We start from the raw sequence: 21,026 nt of genomic DNA on the forward strand, positions 1-21,026 counted from the left end.
TTTCCAGTACATATTGAGCTGAGAAGAAATAGTAATGGTATTTTATTACCTATTGAAGTAAATCCCATTCAATTTGGTGGTTGGTGTACTACCGCAGATTTATCTTTCTTAGCTTATGGTTTTAACCTCTACTTATATTTTTACTATCAAAAAAAGCCAGATTGGTGTCAAATTTTAAAAGGAAAAGAGGGAAAATTATTTAGTCTGGTTATATTAGATAATTCTACTGGAAAAAATGTCAGTGAGATTACATCATTTAATTATGATAAATTGCTAGCAAATTTTGAAAAACCCTTAGAGTTAAGAAAGATAGATTACAAAGAATATCCTATCTTTGGCATCTTGTTTATAGAAACTAGAGAGGAGAATTATCTGGAAATTAAAAACATCATAGATTCAGACCTAAGTGAATTTATCACAGTCAATAAATAGGTTGATATATTCATAAGTTACACCAAATTTTTAACCTAGTCGATCTAGTAATATAAAAGCGGTACAAATATAATTACTGAAGAGCGAGGCATTGAGATAGTTAAACAATTAGATAATCCGAGTCTTTACCGAAAAATTGTGGTCTAAAGCCTCCCCTTTTTAAAGGGATAAAAAAACGATAATATTCCTGATGTCAAGCCTCCTTATTGCAGGAGGTAGTGATAACCGATAACTGAAATTACACTACCTCTGAAAGTTCCTATCATTTGGATGTAAAAACATTTTAACTTTACCGATATACCTGAAAAAATATAGCTATTTAAGAACAAGTATAAATTGAGAAAACTCGCAAAGTAAATCTTTCCCAACTTCTACCTTAAAGAGTTTTTTCAAGTAGAACTAAAAAGTCTTAAGTTTGACAACATTTCATATCATGTCCGCACATTATCATTTTCTTTGTGGGTTTAATACCCCACCGTCAACGGGAGTGTTCAAAATTACTTGGGGGAGCGTAGACGCGGAGCGGCCCTTCGTTGACTATCCCCATGTAATTTTCCTCCTGTCTCCTGTCTCCTGTCTCCTGTCTCCTTCTTCAAAGTTTGTGTAAACCCCAGGGTGAATATCTACAGGAAATTTAAGTTTTTTTCAGCCTTTTAAGTCTTCTTCCATCTTCCATCTTCCATCTTCCATCTTCCATCTTCCATCTTCCATCTTCCATCTTCCATCTTCCTTATTCCTTACCCTTACTTTACAATACTGATGCTACCGGACTTAATAGCATGAAAGTCTATAAAGTTTCCAATTATGAGGAATGGGTTAAAACCATCAATTTAATCACAGAAGAAATAACTCAAACTATCAACTTATATCCTGACTGTCTATGGAATACTAATTAATTTAGTTGTATTTCTAGCATTGATGGACTATTTTAGCTTTGTCATTGTATTATAATCTGCTGTCTAAATACTAATAAACTTGGTAGTCGTGCATTGTAATTATTTTGCTCAAGGGGAAGAACAGTAGAAGCAAGATGCTCCTATGAAGCACCATTTTTCATCTACATATACCAATACAGTTTCCTACGGAATGCTGCGCAAACAGATAAGATAAAAATTCATAAGCTATGGAACCATTAGAGTAGCTTTTGAGATTACATAACTGCCAAAAAAATCCTTAACTTAACTATATTGCTACATATACCATCACTATGCATAACTACCATAAACTTTACCTTGATTCCCAATAAATTAGCTAAAACTTAACCATAATTGCCCTTAATATATTAATGTCAAAAAAATAATTTCAAACAAAAAAATATCTATAAATATTGTCAAAATAAGAATGAAAAGTAAAAAAATTATCCACTATTTTATCTTTGCAATTGTCTGGTTAAATTATGCCGAAATACTAATAAACCCTACCTGACTTCCTAATAAATTTGCTAAACTTCAACCAGAATCGCTAAGATATATAAATGTCAAAAATTTTGACACTTAACTTTTGACTTAAAAAATATGATTCCAACCGTTATTGAACAATCTGGCCGTGGCGAAAGAGCCTTCGATATTTATTCTAGACTTCTACGCGATCGCATAATATATCTAGGAGAAGGCATAGACTCTGACTTGGCCAATCTAATTGTCGGCCAATTATTATATTTAGATTCAGAAGACCCAGAAAAAGATATTTATCTCTATATCAACTCCCCTGGTGGATCGGTCAGTGCAGGGATGGGTATTTATGACACCATGAGACACGTTCGCCCCGATGTCTGTACTATTTGTATGGGAATAGCCGCCAGTATGGGAGCATTTCTTCTCAGTGGAGGAACAAAAGGCAAAAGAATGAGTCTACCCCACGCTCGAATTATGATTCACCAACCATTAGGTGGAGCACAAGGTCAGGCCACAGACATTGAAATTCAAGCTAGGGAGATTTTATACCTCAAAAAATACCTGAATGACTGTTTAGCAGACCACACAGGTCAACCCATAGAAAAAATTGTAGAAGATACAGAAAGAGACTTTTTTATGTCAGCTACAGAAGCAATGGAGTACGGCTTAATTGACCAAGTTTATAACCGTAACCCCTCTAATTATTAACCAATTTTTTATTGATTATCACTAAATTTTTGTCTTTTTATTTTGGGTTGAATACCCCGCAGTCTACAGGATGTTTACAATTGGTTGGGGTTTGAGTCCCCATCCATTTTTTCCTTCTTCCTTCTTCCTTCTTCCTTATTATTCCTTATTTCTTCTTCCTTCTTCCTTCTTCCTTATTATTCCTTATTTCTTCAAGGCGTATCTAACTTTTCTAAATGTTGTAAGAAATCTTGCAATTTTTCAAAGGAAAGACGTGTACGCCCTTCTTCTCCATAGTTTTTTTTGAGATAAGTTTTTCCTTTTGTTGGACTCCAACCTAGACGCTTAATTTCATTAGTAGTTTTACCAAATACTTCTAAATACTCCAAAAAGCTTTGTAACTCATCTACACTTAACTGTTCCAAAGATTCTTTATTATGACTATATTCTAAATAATCTTTTTGTTGTTTAAGCTTCCATCCTTGGCTTTTACTTTCCTTTGTAACCTTAAGCAAAATATCTAAATATTGATGGAAATTAAATAATTCTTCTGGTGTTAAGAATTGGCGTTTTTCTTGATGATAATTTTGTTCGAGAAAATCTCGCTCCTGTTCTTTCGTCCAGCCTAAACTATCAATCAAAATGTCTATCTTAACATTTTCATTAGATACATCGTATGATAAACTTAGTGAATAATTTTCATCATTATTATCAATTGATTGAGCTATTTCTACTGATGAATCTATAGATTCTGATGTAGTTATTTCACTATCTATATCATTATCATTTCCAGAGCTTATTAATGTTTCTGTCGCCTCATCAATCTTTTCCTCCTCCTGTTCCGTACCATATTTAGTATTTAACCAACTATTATCAAAGCCACTCGAATTTTGAGTAGAATCAGGAATATCATCATAGTTAATACTAGACTCTACTATTGGTAATTCCTCTTTTTCTACTGAGGTATAAATATCTGATTCTTCCAACTCAGACGAAATAGTTGAACTATCAGGAACCTCATTAACATCTAAAGACAAAACAGTTGAACTATCAGGAATTTCATTAGTATCTAAATTCGATATTGCTGGTGGTACTTCCTCTATTTCTTTTTCTAAAGAAGTGTTTATATAAGTATTAGTCTGTGGTGTTGGAGGACTGACAGATGGAGGAGGACTAACAGATTGAGTAGGATAAAATTGAACAGAAGTTTGAGGTGTAGAAATAGATTTATCAAGTGGAAGAATAGCAAGCGATCGCTTTCTAGCTTGGTCTTCTGCCAACTCCACAGTATCAGCCGCCCCTAACCCACTGGCCAAAGTTTGACCATTGACCTGCACTAGGACACGAACCACATACTTACCATTATGGATAGTAATTAACTCAGAGATTAAGGAACCTGTGGGGTAACAAGCTCGAAAACGTTCTAACATAATTGTCTACTTAGTGAAACCTAGATCGAGTTAAAAGTCCAGTTTAGTACATTTGCCCAAAACTTCAGAGCTATTTCATTGACCAAAAAAAGCTGGTCTCAAGCCCTGTTCTAGAAGCTATGCTTTACCCACATCTTTCTTAACACAAAGCTTGACAAAATAGACGAGTTATGGATAGTTATTGGATCGGCTTTTTCAGGAGAAAAATGTATAGAAAAATACTTTATTTTTGACAACTTCAGTAGTTTTACTTAGCTAAATTGATTTTTTCTCCTTTCTCCCCTGCTCCCTGCTCCCCTGCTCCCTACAAGGGTTTCAAGACTTATGGGTAAGGGATAGGTCCTAGAAGGACGGTGAACCTCAATCGGCGTTGGAGAAATCTAGCTGAATGTGTTAAAATATCAATATACCCCTCCCAAAACTAGCCTCATATATTATGATAGTCTACGAGTTTAAAGTCAAAGGAAAACTGAATCAATACCTTGGTATTGATGAGGCAATCCGGACGGGGCAATTTGTCAGAAATTCATGCTTGAGGTTCTGGATGGATAATCCAGGAGCGGGCAGGAAAGAGCTATATCGGTACAATACCGAATTGCGTGCAATGTATCCCTTAGTCAAAGATTTAAACTCCCATGCTTGTCAGGCATCTGTAAAAAGGTGCTGGTCAGCCATTGCTCAATTCTTTGAGAACTCCAACAGGAACATCCCAGAAAAGAAAGGATATCCACAGTTCAAGAAAAATACTCGCTCTGTCGAATACAAAACATCCGGTTGGAAGTTGCAAGACCCTAAACACATAGAGTTCACCGACAGAAAAGGGATTGGCAAGCTTAAACTGATGGGGACGTGGGATTTAGCATTCTATCCAGTTGAGAAGATTAAGCGGGTGCGACTGGTCAGACGAGCTGATGGCTATTATTGTCAGTTTTGTATTAGTGTAGATATCAAAGTTGAGAGTGAACAGACATTGCATAACGTCGGTTTAGATGTTGGACTCAAAGAGTTCTACACCGATTCAGAAGACAATAGAGAGCCTAACCCAAGATTCTACAGAAAAAGCGAGAAGCGAATGAAGTTCTATCAGCGTCGCGTTTCTCGTAAGCAGAAAGGCAGTACCAACCGCCAGAAAGCTATTAATAAACTGGGACGAGTACACCTCAAAATAAGTAGGCAACGTGAAGAATATGCCAAGAGACTGGCACGTTGCGTCATCCGATCTAACGATGTGGTAGCCTATGAAGACTTGAGGATTAAGAACTTGGTGAAAAACCACTGTCTCGCCAAGTCTATTAATGATGCAGGTTGGTATCAATTCAGAAAAGCGATGCAGCGCGGTCTTGGGGGTTTCCCCCATGAGCGACTGCATCAAGAATGGTTAGAGTATTTTGGGCCAAAGTTTGGCAAAGTAACGGTTGCGGTTAATCCTGCATACAGGACCCAAAAATGCTCAAATTGTGGCACCACAGTCAAAAAGTCATTATCCACTCGAACCCATATTTGTCGATGTGGATGTATTCTAGACCGCGACCACAATGCGGCCATCAATATCCTGAATTTGGCCTTAAGTACGATGGGGCACATCGGAACTTGGCTCAATGAGTCAAACGCTTTGGGAGATTCAGGCACTACTGAGGTTGGAGAAATCCTGCCTCAGCAACTTGGGTCGTAGAACAAAGAATTCCCCGCGCTATGCCTAACGGCAGGCTACGCCAACAGCCGGGGGAGTGTCAAAAACAATACAGTCCAAAGTTGGTCACCTTTTCTTATAGAATAAACAAACGATTAAATTAGTCGCACGTCCATAGACCTGAATCACCAAAAAAGAATAAGTTTCCCATAAACTATGGTGAAGACAAAAAAGTACAAGCCATTTATCCTAATACATTCACAAAAAGTAGCAAAGATAGTGGTAAATACTAGATAGCTGGGCAGTTTTGTCTACGATGAAATAACTCTACTCAGTAAATGTCTTGCCAAAATTAGCTTAAGAGGGCCATTAAGCATTTAACTAGGGAAAGCTGATTAACACAACTATCTAGGTGAGAAAGTCAAGGCAGACTAATTTATAGGATAACTGAACTGATAAAAAAAAAGGATCAAACGCTGCATGAAATTTTCCATCGCTACACTCCTAGCAAACTTTAGTGAAGACAAATTAGTCGCTCCTAAAGCAGTGGAGAAAAAACTAGATTGTCAAGACGATCTAAGTATCCATAAATTACAAATTGTTTTGGATGCTCTAGAAAAAATAGGAGTTTTAGCCAAAGATAAAGGTCGTTATCGACGACTATTTGAAGAGGCAATTGTAGAAGCAAAACTTCGCTGTTCCAGTAAAGGATTTTGCTTCGCAATACAAGACTCAGAAGGAACTGAAGATATTTATATTCGAGAAAGTCATCTGAGTAACGCCTGGAATAGCGATCGCGTATTAGTCAAAATCATCAAAGAAGGCAGTCGTCGTCGGAGTCCAGAAGGAGAAGTAAAGTTAATCTTAGAACGTGCTAACCCCTCCTTGTTAGCCAGAATCAAACAAATAAATGGACACAATGGGGAACCCTATTATCGGGCAGTTCCCCTAGACGATCGCTTACTATTTGAACTAGACTTAGTACCAGAAAGTCCTGACCTAGCGAATGCCATCGATCACCTCGTCCATGTCGAAGTATTGCGCTATCCCCTGGGAGAAAAACGTCCAATAGGAAAAGTAGTTCAAATTCTAGGTTCAGATGCAGAAGCAGCAGACGATCTGGATATAGTATGTTGCAAACATGACTTGCCTCGGTCTTTTTCTGATGCTGTTCTCAAAGAAGCTGAGTCTTTGGTTAAGCACTCGACTAAGGCCGATCAAAAAAATAGATTAGATTTGCGCGAACTGCTGACAGTTTCCTTTGGAAATGCCAATAAGAAAGACATTAACCATGCTCTGAGCATAGAAACAACTTTCTCCGGTTATTGGCGAGTAGGAATTCATATTGCTGATGTAGCATACTTTATTAAACCAGATTCACAACTAGACAAGGAAGCTCGTAAACGAAGTATTAGTATATACCTGTGGGATACAGTAATTCCGATAATGCCAAAGATAATATCAAGTGATTACTGTTCTTTACTACCAGAAAAAGATAGACTCGCGATATCGATCCTAATTACGGTCAATAAAAATGGTCAAATAGTTGAGTTTGAAATTGAACCTAGTGTGATCGAGGTAGATGCTCACCTTAGCTATGAACAAACGAAACAAATCATTAATGGTAACACAGAGGAATTAGCTAATCTGGCCTCAGATCAAATTGAGAATACAATTAATAAACTCAATCATGTCAGTCAAGCAGTCCGCAATGCAAGATTACGAAGAGGTGGTTTCGATCTAAATTTACCAGATGAAAAAAGCTATTACAATGATGAGGGAGAATTGGGAGCAATGATAGTTCCCGAACTATTTCCGGCTCGATCTATGATAGCAGAATTAATCGTCCTAGCGAACCAAGCAATAGCAAGTCACTTACTCGCACTGGGAGTACCAGCAATTTATCGAGTCCAAAATACTCCAGATCCAGGAGACATTCAAGAATTTATTAAATTAGCTAGTAATCTTGGAGCTGAGTTATATCTAGAAGATGAAGAAGACGTGCAACCTGCTGACTATCAAGCATTTATTGAAGAATTTACTGCACAAAAATCAGAAAGAGTGCTGGCATACTTGCTTGAAGATACTTTAAAACCAGCTATTTATAGTACCATAGCTCAACCCCATTTTGGACTAGCATTGCAACATGGTTATATTCATTGTACCTCGCCAGTTTCCAGATATTCTGACCTGCTGATTTCACGAGTATTACATACCATCTTTAATGAAGGACGCGATCGCCGTTCGAGTCGCTCCAAAGAAGGTGTAGAACTAGGTCATTCTTCTTGCCATGGTAAAATCACCTGGAATGTTTTACCTCCAGAAATACAGCAAGAGTTGGAAGCACAACTAACATCAGTAGTTGTACATTTAACAGAACGAGAAAATGTAGCACAGGATGCTCAAGAAGACCTGGAGGGATTAATTAAAACTGGATTGATGAAGGAACGCACAGGGCAAACGTTCCAAGGTTTGATTACAGGGGTGCAGTCTTACGGTTTCTTTGTAGAAATTGAAATTTCCTCTGAGTCAGTAGAAACTTTCAGAGTAGAAGGTTTAGTTCATGTATCCTCTCTCAAAGATGATTGGTATGAATATCGTTCTCGACAACAAACCCTTGTGGGACGCAAAAATCGTAATCAGTATCGACTAGGGGATATGGTGGAAGTACAGGTCAAGAGTGTTGATTATTATCGCCAGCAAATTGACTTAGTTGCAGTGGGTGGTGGTAGCGTTGCTTTTGATGATGATGAGTTTTCACCCCCTAGTCATCGTTATAGATATTAATTATCTTTTTCGGTGTTGCTGAAGGGCGGGATGAATATAAGTGGGGTGGGTATCCTGCTACCCGAAAATATAAGGTGTTGCTGAATGATTGTGTGATTTTTTAGTAGTTAGTAGCTAGCAGCTAGTAGTTAAAAGAAGCTATTTTTACTTACTATTAATACCTACTCACTCACCAGTTTCATTCCTTATTTCAGCAACACCTCTTTTTCCGGTGTTGCTGAAATGTAATAGTAAGTAGCTGAAGGTAAAATTGAAAAACTTATGTTTTGCGTTGATACTTAATCTAAAAATCATTACCATTCAGCAACGCCAGATTTTAAGTTCGATTAAGATCACTTCTGACTTCTGACTTTTGACTTCTGACTTGAGTGAAACGGTATAACTACCACCTACTGTAAATTATTTATTGAAAATGAATGATTCTGTTTCTACTCCGCAACTACCGATAACGATCGGAGTTACAGGAGCATCAGGACTAATTTATGCTGTCAGAACTATTAAATTTTTGTTAGCATCCAATTACACTATTGATTTAGTAGCGTCAAAAGCTACCTACTCAGTCTGGCAAGCAGAGCAAAATATTAAAATGCCTGCTGAAGCAGCTAGACAAGAAAAATTCTGGCGAGAGCAAGCAGGAGAAGAAAGTAACGGTAAACTGTGTTGTCATGCTTGGCAAGATATAGGGGCTAATATTGCTAGTGGTTCCTACAGAACTAAGGGGATGATTATCATTCCTTGCAGCATGGGAACAGTGGGTAAGTTGGCTGCTGGATTCAGCTCAGATTTACTGGAGCGTGCAGCAGATGTACAGTTAAAAGAAGGTGGTAAACTAATATTGGTGCCTCGGGAAACACCTTTTAGCTTGATTCATTTACGAAATTTGACTACTCTAGCAGAAGCAGGAGCAAGAATTGTCCCAGCAATCCCAGCTTGGTATCATAATCCCCAAACTATAGAGGATTTGGTAGACTTTGTTGTAGCTCGTGCCCTAGACCAATTTGGTTTAGATTGTGTTCCTATAAAACGGTGGATAGGCCATGAATAGATCTCGGAATTTACTATTGTTAGTAGTTTTAATCTTGATAATCGTTGGGTTGGCCTTATTTTCTTGGCAAAATTGGTCCCCTAATTTGTCTTTAACTTTTTTGGGGTTACGATCTATACCTCTACCTTTGTCTATATGGATTTTAGGTGCTTTTCTTGCAGGTGTGATTACTTACCTGTTGATTTATGGTATTTTCGGACTTTCAAATTACTTGTTAAAAAAGAATTTACAACCTGCTAGACCTCGTTCTAGAAAGTCTCATCATCAAGATCGAACTGAGGAAGTTTGGGATGCTTCACAACCTCAAGTAACTTTAGATTCTCAAAGCTCTTTTAACTTGAATAAAGATTCAGAACCAGCTAAGAAAAATGAAAATTATGATGATTGGCAACCAAGACCTCCCAGGGTGAATCGTTCTTGGGATGGCACCACAGAGGAGCAAGGTTCAGAAGAAATACAGGAATCTGTGAATGAAAGTGCTACTAAAAATTATGAAACAGAACAACACCCAAAAACAGGTTCTTGGTCTGGTTCTGTATATTCTTATGGTTATCGTGATAGTAGCAGTTCAGGTGTTGGTCAAACTGAATCTGTTTATGATGCAGATTATCGGATAATTACTCCTCCTCCTGCAAATACATCTATGCCTACTCAAGAGGAAGAAGATGATCAAGTTTCTGACAAAGATCATCAGTCAGAAGACCCAAAATAAGTTTGGCTTTTGTTTATTGATTGATACTATCACCGTTAAATCAAAGATTATAACGGGAGTCTTCTTTCAACATTAGACCTCTAGTCATTTCAATTATCAGTTATCAGTTATCAGTAACTCTGCCTGTTTGTGCAGTATTCCGCAGGAAAGTCAGAGTCTTTAAATATTGAACTTTATTTTTTTTTCATCCCTTTTAAAGGAGAGGCTTCAGACCTTATTTTTCGGTGAAAAAGATATAGATTTTTTGTAGGAGTAGGGAATAATTAATAATTAATCATTAATCATTAACAATCACCTTTCCTTGAAAAGAAGAGGATTAACGCTATGCGTTAATTTTTTGTCTTTTTTATCCTTTAAATAAGAGGCTTTAAATCTTAATTATTCGGTAAGATATTTTTACGAAAAAGCCACGAAAAAGGATTTTTTTCAGGTGATTTTTTCGTATCCTTAGCTTGCTCTAATTAAAAGGTTTATTTATTTTCCGGAGATGTCTATTATTTATGATAGTTTTTTTATCAGTAATTTATGAATGTTAGTAACGAATTTATGAATGTTAGTAATAAGAAGTTTTTACAAGGAGTAAATCTTTATTTAGTTGGGATGATGGGAGCTGGTAAAACAACCGTGGGAGAGCTGCTATCCCAAAACTTAGGATATCGTTTTCTAGATACGGATAATTTGATTTCTCAAGTTGCTGGCAAGTCTATCAATGAAATTTTTGCTGATGATGGTGAAGCAGTGTTTCGGCAGTTGGAAACAAATGTATTGGCACAAGTATCTAGTTATAAAAATTTGACTATTGCAACAGGTGGTGGTATTGTATTGAACCATTTTAACTGGAGCTACTTACAGCATGGTATAGTTGTCTGGTTAGATGTGCCTATAGAGGTATTGCATAGTCGCTTACAGGGCGATCGAACTAGACCTCTGCTTCAGGATAGGGACCCTCTAGGTAAACTTCAAGCTATTTTGGAGGAACGACGGCCACTTTATGCTAATGCAGATGTTCATATTCATGTAGAGCCTAAATCTACTCCGGAACAGTTAACTATGTTAGTCTTAGCAGAAGTTAAAAAAGCGGTAAAATCATCGGTAGTAAATTAGTTATTTAAAGGTTCATCCCAAGATTTTAGTATAAAAATAATCTGATTATAGATGTTTTTTGCCCAACCCAAATAAAGTGTTATTTGGTAGAAACTAAATAATATCTGGGATGAATATATGGAAATTTTGTAGATTTTCATAAAAAGACCCCTACCATCAATCAGGTAGGGAGCAAGGACAGTTAAACGCTTATTTTATTATTATCTCAGAAATCAACTATTATTGGTTGTCATATATTTGACAATTTCTTAAACTTTCATATAATATCGTATCCGGTTGAATATTTATAAATAAAACGATGGAGGAGTTAGGAGTTCGGAGGAAAGAAAGAAGTAAGAAAGAAGAGGAGAAAGTTTTTTGTTTGCGTAAGCGGAACGGAGTTCTATCACGCTCTTATCCGGACATGATATAATTCATCACGTCTATATAACCTATAAGATTAATATTAAAACTTGAACCTAATCTTGAAGTCAAGGCAATAGATAATGGTGCTGAACGACATTTCCGGAAGTTGTCCATGGTACTAAAGATCAAGATTTTTAAGCCTCACTATGCTATATTTTTTGTTTCATAGCATGAGTATAGGTGAGATTTAAGGTCTTTCGAGTTTAATTGATTATGCTAAAATTTAAGTGTATAAAGTAGAATTCCTAGCCCTAAACTTGCTTGAGAAATAATTACTAGAATAATAAAAGACTGCCAATTTTTTAAGCCACAAACTTGAGTATCCAGTCTTACCAATATTCCCGCAGATATTAACACTAAAGCATCGACAGAAAGACTAACCCACCTAATGATAACTACAAATAAAAAAGCAGAAATAATCACAGAAATAAAAGTCGTAATATCAGATTGAAACCAGGGTGTAATTATTTCTTTAAAATTAGGCAGAGGAACAGTTAAAATAATATCTAATAAAAAAATAGCAGCTATAATAGCTAGATATAATAACTGAGAAGCTTGAGTACTAGCTAGTCTCCAGCCTAAAATAGTGTAAGTAATTAAAAGTAGGATTAAAGAAAGTAAAGGTATTAGTTTCACATTAAATTTATAAGTTAGTAGAGATTGCTTGCACTGGACAGGTAGGAATACATTGTTCGCATACGATACAACGAGACCTAATAAAATTGAGACGAAAGGTATCAGGTTGTAAAGTCAAAGCTTCTGTAGGACAAACACCAGTACATAAACCACAATCTATACAGCTATCTTCATCAATTAAAATTTCCCTACTAGCTAAACATACATCTATATTTTTTAGTCTCATCCATTCGACAGCAGCATCTAATTCATCAATATCTCCCGATAATTCCAGCACTAATTTACCAACTTGATTTGGTGCTACTTGAGCACGAATAATATTAGCAGCAACATTAAAATCTTTTGCCAACCTATAGGTAATTGGCATATGAATTGAACGTTGTGGAAATGTTAGAGTTACTCGTTTTTTCATAGTTCTGTCCCCCAATTAGAATAATTAGACTGTTTCTAAAAGTCAAAATCCAGTATTTTTTCCTTCGTGATTTTTGATGTTTTTATTTATTCTTAATTATGGAATTAATTTTTAGGCTCTTTGTTTTAAGGCGACAATTGTTAAACTAATAGCTATAGTTTTTAATTGTAATAATTCTTTAATTTTTTGACAATGAGCGTAAACCCATCTAACTCTACAAATACTTCCCCTTTCACAACGCGCCTGAGAAATTTCATTGTGGCGTTGGTAGCGATCGCTTTATCAGTGACCATTTTTATCGGATTACGAACGGAGACTGCTTCGGTCTCTTTGGGTGAAATGGCTGAAGCTGCAACACCTCTGAATGTGGCCTTAAGTAATGGTAAGCCAAGTCTAGTTGAATTTTATGCTAATTGGTGTACTACTTGTCAAGCTATGGCTTCTGAATTGGAGGAAATTAAACAACAGTATGGTGAAAATGCCAACTTTGTGATGCTGAATGTTGATAATAGTAAGTGGTTACCAGAGTTGGCTAAATATCGAGTAGACGGTATTCCTCACTTTGTATTTTTGGATGGAGATGGATCTGAGGTTGGCCAGACTATCGGAGAGATGCCAAAATCTGTGATGGCAGCAAATATAGAGGCTTTAATTGCTGGGAACTTACTACCATACGATGGTACTGTTGGTCAAGGATCTAAATTTAACACATCAGTGGCACCAATTAAAGCAAGTCAAGCAGATCCAAGAGTTCACGGTAGTCAAGTGCAATAGTGGTCGATTAAGCTTGTGTATATATAGAATTACAGCATTGGTGATGTGTGGCTATGATTGTGCTTTAATGGCAATTGCCTAACTAGGGTTTGCTGAATAAAGTCTGTTGGTGGGGGTAGGAGACAGGAGACAGGAGACAGGAGACAGGAGAAATGGGGATGAGCGAGGAGGTAGTAGTAAAAATTGTCCCTTTATTTTTCTGCCATAATCATCCCAAAATACTAGCTTTTTGAGCTTGAGCGACCGAAAAGCTTGCACTTTTTCAAGGCAAAAAAAGGCTGAAACCAATATCAGTCAATGCTTTGATATTTAATCAGCAAGCCCTAACTATTAACTGAAAAGCATTTTATATTTGGCTAAATTTAGGTTTCATAGCTTGATTCACCAATGCTGAATTAGTTGCTTTTTTTAGTTACTTAGCAATTAACGGTATAGCGATTCTATTTTAATACTGATGAGGTACAAAGTTCTAGGTTTTAAGGAATAGCTAACAGAAAATAATACCATTTCACAGAAGTCAATTCAGTTATCAGTTATCAGTTATCAGCTAGCCTTTTTACAGAGGAACTGGGTTAGCCTCTTACAGAGAAGCTACACTATCAGTACCTCATCACAACTGTACCTCACTCACCTGAGAAATGCTATAGTTGATTGATTAGGAAATATAAATTGGTCATTTTTTTTTGATAAGTTGGCTTTTTTTTATATAAGTAACAGAGGTATAATGTTAATTTTATCTGATAATTTACTCATAAATACTGTCAAGATTAACTGCAAATAATGCACATTGAATCAAATCAGTTACAGAAGATTGCAAGTAAATTAGGTAAACTTCTTAATTTCATCGACTCCCAGTATTTTTAAAACTGCTTTATAAATTATGGTTACTGTATCTCATAAGCCTGAAATACGCTGTATAGTAGAAGGAAGAAGGCTTTAGTTATCTAGTAGAGAAGGAAGAAGGAAAAATCTTGCGTTATCCGAGTTTTAAGCTTTTGATATGTCCTAACCTTTCCTTCAAATACTGTATCAGTTATCAGGTTTATGATGAGAGATACTGAATGTTGTCGCTCCACGTCTACAGAACCGTTATCAAAACCCACAACTAATTCTTCAAATAAGCGTGGGGGTCTTAAACTCTATGTTAAAAATATAGATAAATAAATTCTGAATTAGATAGCTATCGAGAATGCAAAAAAGCAGATTATATCACATAAAATACAATTTCAGGAAATAGGTGAACTTGTGGATCTGCTATAGCAATCTTCAATAATTTATTGAAAATAAAAAAATAGATAAAAACTATGAAAAATTTACAAAATTTTTCTAGTTTCATCATATATTTTTGCACAACTAAAATATGATTTATATACATGATAAAACTCACCTAATCTGTCAATTGAAGAAGGAGACAGGAGACAGGAGACAGGAGACAGGAGGAAAATTACATGGGGATTCGCTCCCCCAAGTAATTTTGAACACCCCCGTTGACGGTGGGGTATTAAACCCACAAAGAAAATGATAAATTATCTATGAATAAATCATCTATCAATTCTAAACAATTACAAATACTTTTAATATTTTATTCTGCGGCAGGAATATTTACTATTAGTGTTCTGGTTGCAATAGTCAGTATATTTCCTCTATATAAGCAACTCAAAAGAAACGAAGAAAGCAATTTACAGTCAGCTTTAAGAACTCGAACTTTGGCAGTAGAAGAATTTATTTCAAAAGTCAAAAGTATTGCAGTACAAATTGCTAGTCGTACCCAAGCAAGACTAGAATTAGAAGCTTATAACCAAAGCTTAAATAATCGTGCTTCTGCTGTTTCTAATATTACACACTATCTGAGCGATGCTCTAAATCGGAGCCAAGATGTAGTTGGCATTACTCGCTTTGATCAAAATAATCAATTGATAGTTCAACTTGGTTTACCTATCCCTCAAAAATTTTGGAATTTTTCCACTCAGAACTCTCAAAATTCTCACATTAGCAATCCAATTCGCCTCAATCATCAATCTTATATAATTGTTAGCCAAGCAATTTTTAACTCTAATCAACAACAACAGGGAACAGATTTAGTTTTATTTAAAACTGAGAATTTAGAAAAAATTATCAGAGATTATACAGGGCTGGGTCAAACAGGAGAAATTTTTTTTGGGACTTTTCAAAACCAACAACTAAAATTATTTTTATCCTCCAAAAATGAAACTAAAACTTTATCAGAACCTATTATTAAAGCCTTGGAAAAAACAGTAGTTATTCAAGAATCAGGACTTACATTTATCAAACCTACATTTTGGAATTATGGCCAAATAATTGCCTTTGAACCCCTCTCAAAAGTGAATTGGGGACTTATTATTAAAATCGATCGTCAGGAATTATATGCTTCTGTTAATCATCAGCTTATTACTATTGGAATTATCATAGTTATTTTAAGTTTTATGGGAGCAGGTGGAATGATTTTACTATTGCGTCCATTGGCAGGTCAAGTGATTATTCAAACTGACGAACTTGAAGAACAACTTCAGGAAAAAATTCGCACTTTACAGGAGTTAAATGATGCTCAAGAACAACTACTTCTAGAAATTAAAGAGCGTAAACAAGCCGAGAATTCGCTACGAGAATCAGAAGCTAAATTAAGAGAACAAAAACAAGAACTTCAGCAAACATTAAAAGAACTTCAGCAGACTCAAGCTCAGATGATTCAAAGTGAAAAAATGTCTAGTTTAGGTCAAATGGTTGCCGGAGTTGCCCATGAAATTAATAATCCGGTGAACTTTATTCATGGAAATATTGTTTATGCAAAAGATTATATTCAAGATTTGCTAAATTTAATTCAACTCTATCAAAATTATTATCCTCATCCCCATCAAGAAATTGAAGCAGAAATTGAAGCGATCGAATTAAATTTTCTTCAAGAAGACCTCAAAAAAATTCTTAAGTCTATGGAGGTGGGAACAGAGCGAATTCGGGAGATTGTCAAATCACTGCGCATCTTTTCTCGTTGTGATGAAGCGGAAATCAAAAAAGTCGATATACATGAAGGAATTGAGAGTACTTTAATGATTTTACAGAGTCACTTCAAAGCTAAATCTCAATCTGAATATCCAGAGATTCAAATCATAAAAGAATATGGTCAACTACCTCTGATAGACTGTTATCCTGGACAACTTAATCAAGTATTTATGAATATTCTTAGCAATGCAATTTATGCGATTAAAGATGATCAAAATTCTCAAAAAATTGAATTTAATTCCGGCTGTATTCGGATTAAAACTCAAAGAATATCGGATAATTTAGTACAAATTTGTATCACTGATAATGGAGGAGGAATTAGTGAAGAAGTTCTCTCTCATTTATTCGATCCTTTTTTTACAACAAAACCAGTTGGTAAAGGGACTGGGTTAGGACTTTCAATTAGTTATCAAATTATTGTCGAAAAACATAAAGGAAAACTAGAATGTCATTCTCGAAAGGAAAAATATACAGAATTTATGATTACAATCCCTATAAATTTGAGTTAAAAAATTTCCTTCAGTTCCCGAACGGCATAAATTTTTATTTTTATTGTTGATAAATGGTATTAGATAATACGATTTAAAAAAAAGAATGTTACGAATAATTTGGGTGATTAGAAAGACTTTAAAGGAGATGTTTCTTTGGCTAAAAAGATAAGTTCCAACCTCAAAAATGATATCTAAGCCATTCCCGTACGACTCCTGACTTCCCCTCCTGGGAGGGTTTAGGGGTGGGTTGACTCCTAAGAAATAGCCTACCTATTTGTAGCAAATATTTATCAAACTGGTATAATACCCAACAAATTAACTTTTTTCTAGATTTTTGAGAAACTGCTCTAGGTTTTGAAACCATTTTTCTCCTTCGAGACTAACCAATAATTCATGTCCGGTATTAGGAAAAAGAACAAGTTGCTTAAAACTATTCAAATTATTGAATAACTCCTTAATTTCATTTAATGTTACCCATTTATCTTCTTCTCCTTGCATCAGTAAAGTCAGACAATTTACCTGTTTAGCATCAGAAACTGGATTATAGGTAAAACCATTAAAACCATGTTGAATGCTTCCCCAAAAAACTAACAATTCTGCGGGTGCATCTCAATTTTGAAGAAAGCCAAAATTTTATCGCTTTTAGGCAACAGTTCATCTGGCAACAGGCAACAGGGAATAGCAAATAGAGAATATATAGGAAAAAAGTATTTTTGCAAATATGAGATGCACCCAATTCTGCTAAGGGAAATGGAGAAATATTTGCATCCTTTAACCGAATTTTCACTGCGTCCAAAAAACAAAGAAAAGGCATTTCTATAATAATAGTATTAGCTTCAATCTGTTCTTGAGCAACTGCTCGGAGAATAGCAGCACTTCCCATAGAAATTCCATCAAGTATAATTGGCTGATTTGGATTAATTTGTCGTACAAAAGTCATTGCTGAAGCTACATCTTTCGCTTCTTTTACTCCAATTGTTGTTTGACTTCCGCTCGACCCTCCAACTCCTTGATAATCGACTAATACTGTATCATAATTCAAAGAATGAAAGATTTTTGCAGGGGCGAGAAGTTGCTTATCTTTAACAGCTCCTTGTCCCGGAAAAAGGATTACCGTTCCTTTAGAAGAAGCTGCTGGAATTAACCAAGTTTCTAAACCATTTATTTGAGTTAATTGGAATGTTTTGAGTGACAAATTCCAGTCCTAAATCAGTTGGAGTTCTAGAATTGATAGGTCGAGGAATGCCGAAACCAAACCCTCCAGAACTTTTATAATTAGTTAAAGAGTAAGCTGTTATAAATGCCATCAAATTTATGACAGTTATCAGGATTAAACCCAAATGAATTAATCTTTTTCTTGTCTGTTTGCCAATTAGCCAAGCAATTATAAAGCAACCCAGTCCACTACCTCCCACAAAAGCAATAATATAAAATCCGTTTAATTGGACATAAAAAAAATCTTCAATCGCCATAACTACGTTTATCTTTGTAATTCTTTCTCCTCCTGACTCCTGAGGACTGACTCCTGGCTCCTCCTAACTTAACCATTCTATGGCTGTTTAACCGGATTTGATATAACTCCCTTCAATGGAAATTCCTAACCATTAATTACACCGAGGAGATGTAAAGCAACGACAGAAATAATTATTCCTAGTAACAAAGACAAAATTATTGTGCATACTTTCAAAAAAAAGATTGTGAGATTGATTGAAATTTCATTTTTACTCTTTTCTAAAATTAGCATCTTTTCAATAATCTATACTGAACGCTAATCTAATTTCAGAAGTTAGCAAAGAAACTAATTTTTAGAACGATATAAAGCAAAATAAAAGGCCATATTAAGCCAGGGCTGTTTCATTCTAAACTGTGCCATTTTATGTATTGACGAAACCACGTTATTTACAGCTTTAGGAAATTTATCTTTCGCTGTCTGAAAATCAATAAATTAATTGCCAAAATCTAGAATGAAATGACCCTGATATTAAGCCCTTGCCAATGTAACACAAATAATTATATAGATGAAAAAGTAATTTCTATCCAATAAGTTCTATTATTTCAAATACTAATACCATTTCTCCATGAAACTAAACTCAATAAAAGATGAAAATAATCAGTGCAATAAAGTCTGAGCAAAAATTATTAAGCGTGTCACAAAGAAATGGTATAAGAGATGCTCCTAAATAGGGTTTGCTGAAAAAGTATTTGTGTAGGAGTCAGTCCTCAGGAGTCAGGAGGAATAATTATCTAAGATTTTTCCCTCTAGGTTTGCTGAAAATACTCACATTTTCAGCTTTTTGGAGCGAAAAGCTTGCACTTTTTTCTCATCAAAAAGATTAAAGGATTTACAGATAAAGGCTTTTAGAGTTAATCAGCAAGGCCTAAATATGTAATACCATGTCCGGATGATTAAGTATAATAAAAATTTCTCCCTGAGATCTAGAAAGAATATCCCAAATTTTTGCCACCTCCAGTGTTCCCTTTTGAATTTACACCTACCACCTACAACCTACAACCTAAGAACTTTATTATCGTTGTATTAAGCGGACATGATATAAGTACATTGGTTGTGATATCCCTTTGATTATCAAGAGGTAAAATGCCAAAATTATTACTTATTTAGAACTACCGTATAAGATTCCGTCAATAATTTTTTTTCGATACTTTTGAGATTGCGGTCTAAGGTAAAAGATTGAGGTTGATAAATTGAAATTCTCTCAAAATCAGGATGTAAAGGGTTAATCAAATAATTATATTCTTGAGGAATAATAGCAGAAGGAACCTTTAAAACTGCTGTTGTTTTAGCAGTTAACCATTTATCTCCAATCGATGCTAAAACGGCAGGTGGAGAAGTATCACGCCAGTTATGGGGCAATAAATTTTCATCTACTTGTTTAATCGGAAAATTATCAGGAATTTTTACACCAATAGATACAAATATATTGCCAAAATTTTCTATTTCCATACTGACTAAAGTTTCTAATGTCGCTAGAGATAATGTGGCTGAAGTATAAATCAAGGATGTACCTTTAGAATTCCAACGCCCTCTGCTACAACTAGAAGCTTCAGCTTTAAAAACACTATTAATATGTTTTTTATGAGAGATTCGCCATACTATTAAACTCATAATTATTATCTTGTAAACTACTAAAATTGAAGAAAAATTTAGGGTTCGGAATAAATGATTGAAAGACTCAGACTAGCTACTAATTAATTTTTTTCCTGACTCCTTATTCAAGATTCATATAAGCTCGGTTGATGATCAGAAGTATTCAATTCTTTGATTCATTTTGACAGTGCCACAGAATCAATAGAATAAAAATGCTGATAATATCTATACTATTTTTCGGCTTGTAAATCCTGAATGATTTTCTTAAAAAAAACACCTGTGGGCAGGTTTTAAACCTGCCTTTATATATTTTTTTATTCACGAGTAACAGAAATGAACTATTAATAATGAATAATTAGCTATATACTCCATACTCTATTTTATTCAAAAGTTCATCTACTTGTTGTGTACCTGCATCCGTATCTAATAGTTCTAAAGGAGTTTTGCCACCCAAGGCACGATTTGATTTTTTCAGCCAATCTCTTGCTATTTCTAAATTTTCAAATATATCTAAGGTTTGTGCAAAAATTCTAGCAACACGATACAGTCTATCTGATTCTGAAAGATCTAGAGGTTTCTGATCTTTCTTGCGCCTAGATATAGTACGTTCAGAAGTTGCTAATAAAGCAGCCATTTGTGACTCAGAAATTCCACAATATTCAGCTACTTTAATCACAGAAATTATGGAAAATCCCTGACGAATTATACTGACTATTTGTAGTTCTTGGGGCAATTCCAAAATATTTTCAGGTATTTGCTCAAATCCTAAAATTTGATAGATTCTGGGGATGGTTTCAGTTTCTGAGTTCTGAGAAACTTGATCTGGAGATAACATCTGGACATCCTTTGAAGGTCATGTGTCTAATATTATAATGCCAGATGTCCAAAAAAGTGATTTAAATTTTATATTGATCAGATTTTATAACAAAGAACGGGATAGTTAGGACTTATGTTGATGATGAA

The 21,026-nt window shown here is 35.2% G+C and carries 17 protein-coding genes; 10 read left to right on the forward strand and 7 right to left on the reverse strand.

Annotation, left to right across the window (positions count from 1 at the left end; genetic code table 11):
- Positions 1-432 (forward strand): ATP-grasp domain-containing protein (locus F6K18_RS09315; RefSeq protein WP_287520342.1); only part of this gene is annotated, 432 nt, incomplete at its 5' end.
- A 1,514-nt stretch (positions 433-1,946) separates the two neighbouring features.
- Complete coding sequence (gene clpP / locus F6K18_RS09320) at positions 1,947-2,534, forward strand: ATP-dependent Clp endopeptidase proteolytic subunit ClpP (RefSeq protein ID WP_287520344.1); 588 nt, start codon at positions 1,947-1,949, stop codon at positions 2,532-2,534.
- Between the two features lie 191 nt (positions 2,535-2,725).
- Here clpP and F6K18_RS09325 read toward each other — a convergent pair whose 3' ends face one another.
- On the reverse strand, positions 2,726-3,943 hold the full coding sequence (locus F6K18_RS09325) for a hypothetical protein (RefSeq protein ID WP_287520345.1): 1,218 nt from the start codon (positions 3,941-3,943) through the stop codon (positions 2,726-2,728).
- A 436-nt stretch (positions 3,944-4,379) separates the two neighbouring features.
- On the opposite strand from F6K18_RS09325, the gene F6K18_RS09330 reads away from it, so the two are divergent.
- The 5 genes from F6K18_RS09330 (at position 4,380) to F6K18_RS09350 (ending at position 11,221) form a co-directional block, all read left to right on the forward strand.
- On the forward strand, positions 4,380-5,615 hold the full coding sequence (locus F6K18_RS09330; RefSeq protein ID WP_287520347.1) for a transposase: 1,236 nt from the start codon (positions 4,380-4,382) through the stop codon (positions 5,613-5,615).
- Between the two features lie 438 nt (positions 5,616-6,053).
- On the forward strand, positions 6,054-8,360 hold the full coding sequence (locus F6K18_RS09335) for a ribonuclease R (protein ID WP_287520348.1): 2,307 nt from the start codon (positions 6,054-6,056) through the stop codon (positions 8,358-8,360).
- Positions 8,361-8,772: 412 nt separating this feature from the next.
- Positions 8,773-9,405, forward strand: coding sequence for a flavin prenyltransferase UbiX (locus F6K18_RS09340; protein ID WP_124144869.1), 633 nt, complete (start codon positions 8,773-8,775; stop codon positions 9,403-9,405).
- Positions 9,398-10,117, forward strand: a complete 720-nt coding sequence (locus tag F6K18_RS09345; RefSeq protein ID WP_287520351.1) for a hypothetical protein — start codon at positions 9,398-9,400, stop codon at positions 10,115-10,117. The genes F6K18_RS09340 and F6K18_RS09345 overlap by 8 nt, the downstream gene beginning before the upstream one ends.
- 525 nt (positions 10,118-10,642) lie before the next feature.
- Positions 10,643-11,221, forward strand: coding sequence for a shikimate kinase (locus F6K18_RS09350; protein WP_287520354.1), 579 nt, complete (start codon positions 10,643-10,645; stop codon positions 11,219-11,221).
- Between the two features lie 621 nt (positions 11,222-11,842).
- On the opposite strand, the gene F6K18_RS09355 is transcribed toward F6K18_RS09350, so the two are convergent.
- Together F6K18_RS09355 and F6K18_RS09360 are read right to left on the reverse strand one after the other, a co-directional pair.
- Positions 11,843-12,262 (reverse strand): hypothetical protein, encoded by a 420-nt coding sequence (locus tag F6K18_RS09355; protein WP_287520356.1) that lies wholly within the window; start codon positions 12,260-12,262, stop codon positions 11,843-11,845.
- 7 nt (positions 12,263-12,269) lie between these two features.
- Positions 12,270-12,674: an NIL domain-containing protein gene (locus F6K18_RS09360; RefSeq protein WP_287520359.1), complete on the reverse strand. Its 405-nt coding sequence runs from the start codon at positions 12,672-12,674 to the stop codon at positions 12,270-12,272.
- A 192-nt stretch (positions 12,675-12,866) separates the two neighbouring features.
- Between F6K18_RS09360 and F6K18_RS09365 the strand changes: the two genes are divergently transcribed.
- The 3 genes from F6K18_RS09365 to F6K18_RS09375 all read left to right on the forward strand — a co-directional run bounded on the left by F6K18_RS09365 (position 12,867) and on the right by F6K18_RS09375 (position 16,975).
- On the forward strand, positions 12,867-13,448 hold the full coding sequence (locus F6K18_RS09365) for a thioredoxin family protein (protein ID WP_287520361.1): 582 nt from the start codon (positions 12,867-12,869) through the stop codon (positions 13,446-13,448).
- 1,360 nt (positions 13,449-14,808) lie between these two features.
- The gene (locus tag F6K18_RS09370; protein ID WP_287520364.1) at positions 14,809-14,970 is read left to right on the forward strand and encodes a hypothetical protein; all 162 of its coding nucleotides are present in this window, start codon (positions 14,809-14,811) and stop codon (positions 14,968-14,970) included.
- Between the two features lie 10 nt (positions 14,971-14,980).
- Entirely contained in the window at positions 14,981-16,975 is a 1,995-nt protein-coding gene (locus F6K18_RS09375) for a sensor histidine kinase (RefSeq protein ID WP_287520366.1), read from the forward strand.
- Positions 16,976-17,272: 297 nt separating this feature from the next.
- Here the strand turns inward: F6K18_RS09375 and F6K18_RS09380 are convergent, their stop codons facing one another.
- From F6K18_RS09380 to F6K18_RS09395, 4 genes are all read right to left on the reverse strand, one after another.
- Positions 17,273-17,551, reverse strand: a complete 279-nt coding sequence (locus tag F6K18_RS09380) for an alpha/beta hydrolase (protein WP_287520368.1) — start codon at positions 17,549-17,551, stop codon at positions 17,273-17,275.
- Positions 17,514-18,152, reverse strand: a complete 639-nt coding sequence (locus F6K18_RS09385; RefSeq protein ID WP_287520370.1) for an alpha/beta hydrolase — start codon at positions 18,150-18,152, stop codon at positions 17,514-17,516. Before F6K18_RS09385 ends, F6K18_RS09380 begins: the two co-directional genes overlap by 38 nt.
- Before the next feature lie 1,413 nt (positions 18,153-19,565).
- On the reverse strand, positions 19,566-20,081 hold the full coding sequence (locus tag F6K18_RS09390) for an RES family NAD+ phosphorylase (RefSeq protein ID WP_287520371.1): 516 nt from the start codon (positions 20,079-20,081) through the stop codon (positions 19,566-19,568).
- 337 nt (positions 20,082-20,418) lie between these two features.
- Entirely contained in the window at positions 20,419-20,898 is a 480-nt protein-coding gene (locus F6K18_RS09395; protein ID WP_287520372.1) for an antitoxin Xre/MbcA/ParS toxin-binding domain-containing protein, read from the reverse strand.
- Positions 20,899-21,026 lie beyond the last annotated feature (128 nt).

Origin of the sequence: Okeania sp. SIO2C2 (genome assembly GCF_010692625.1) — a bacterium.
Lineage (GTDB): Bacteria > Cyanobacteriota > Cyanobacteriia > Cyanobacteriales > Microcoleaceae > Okeania > Okeania hirsuta.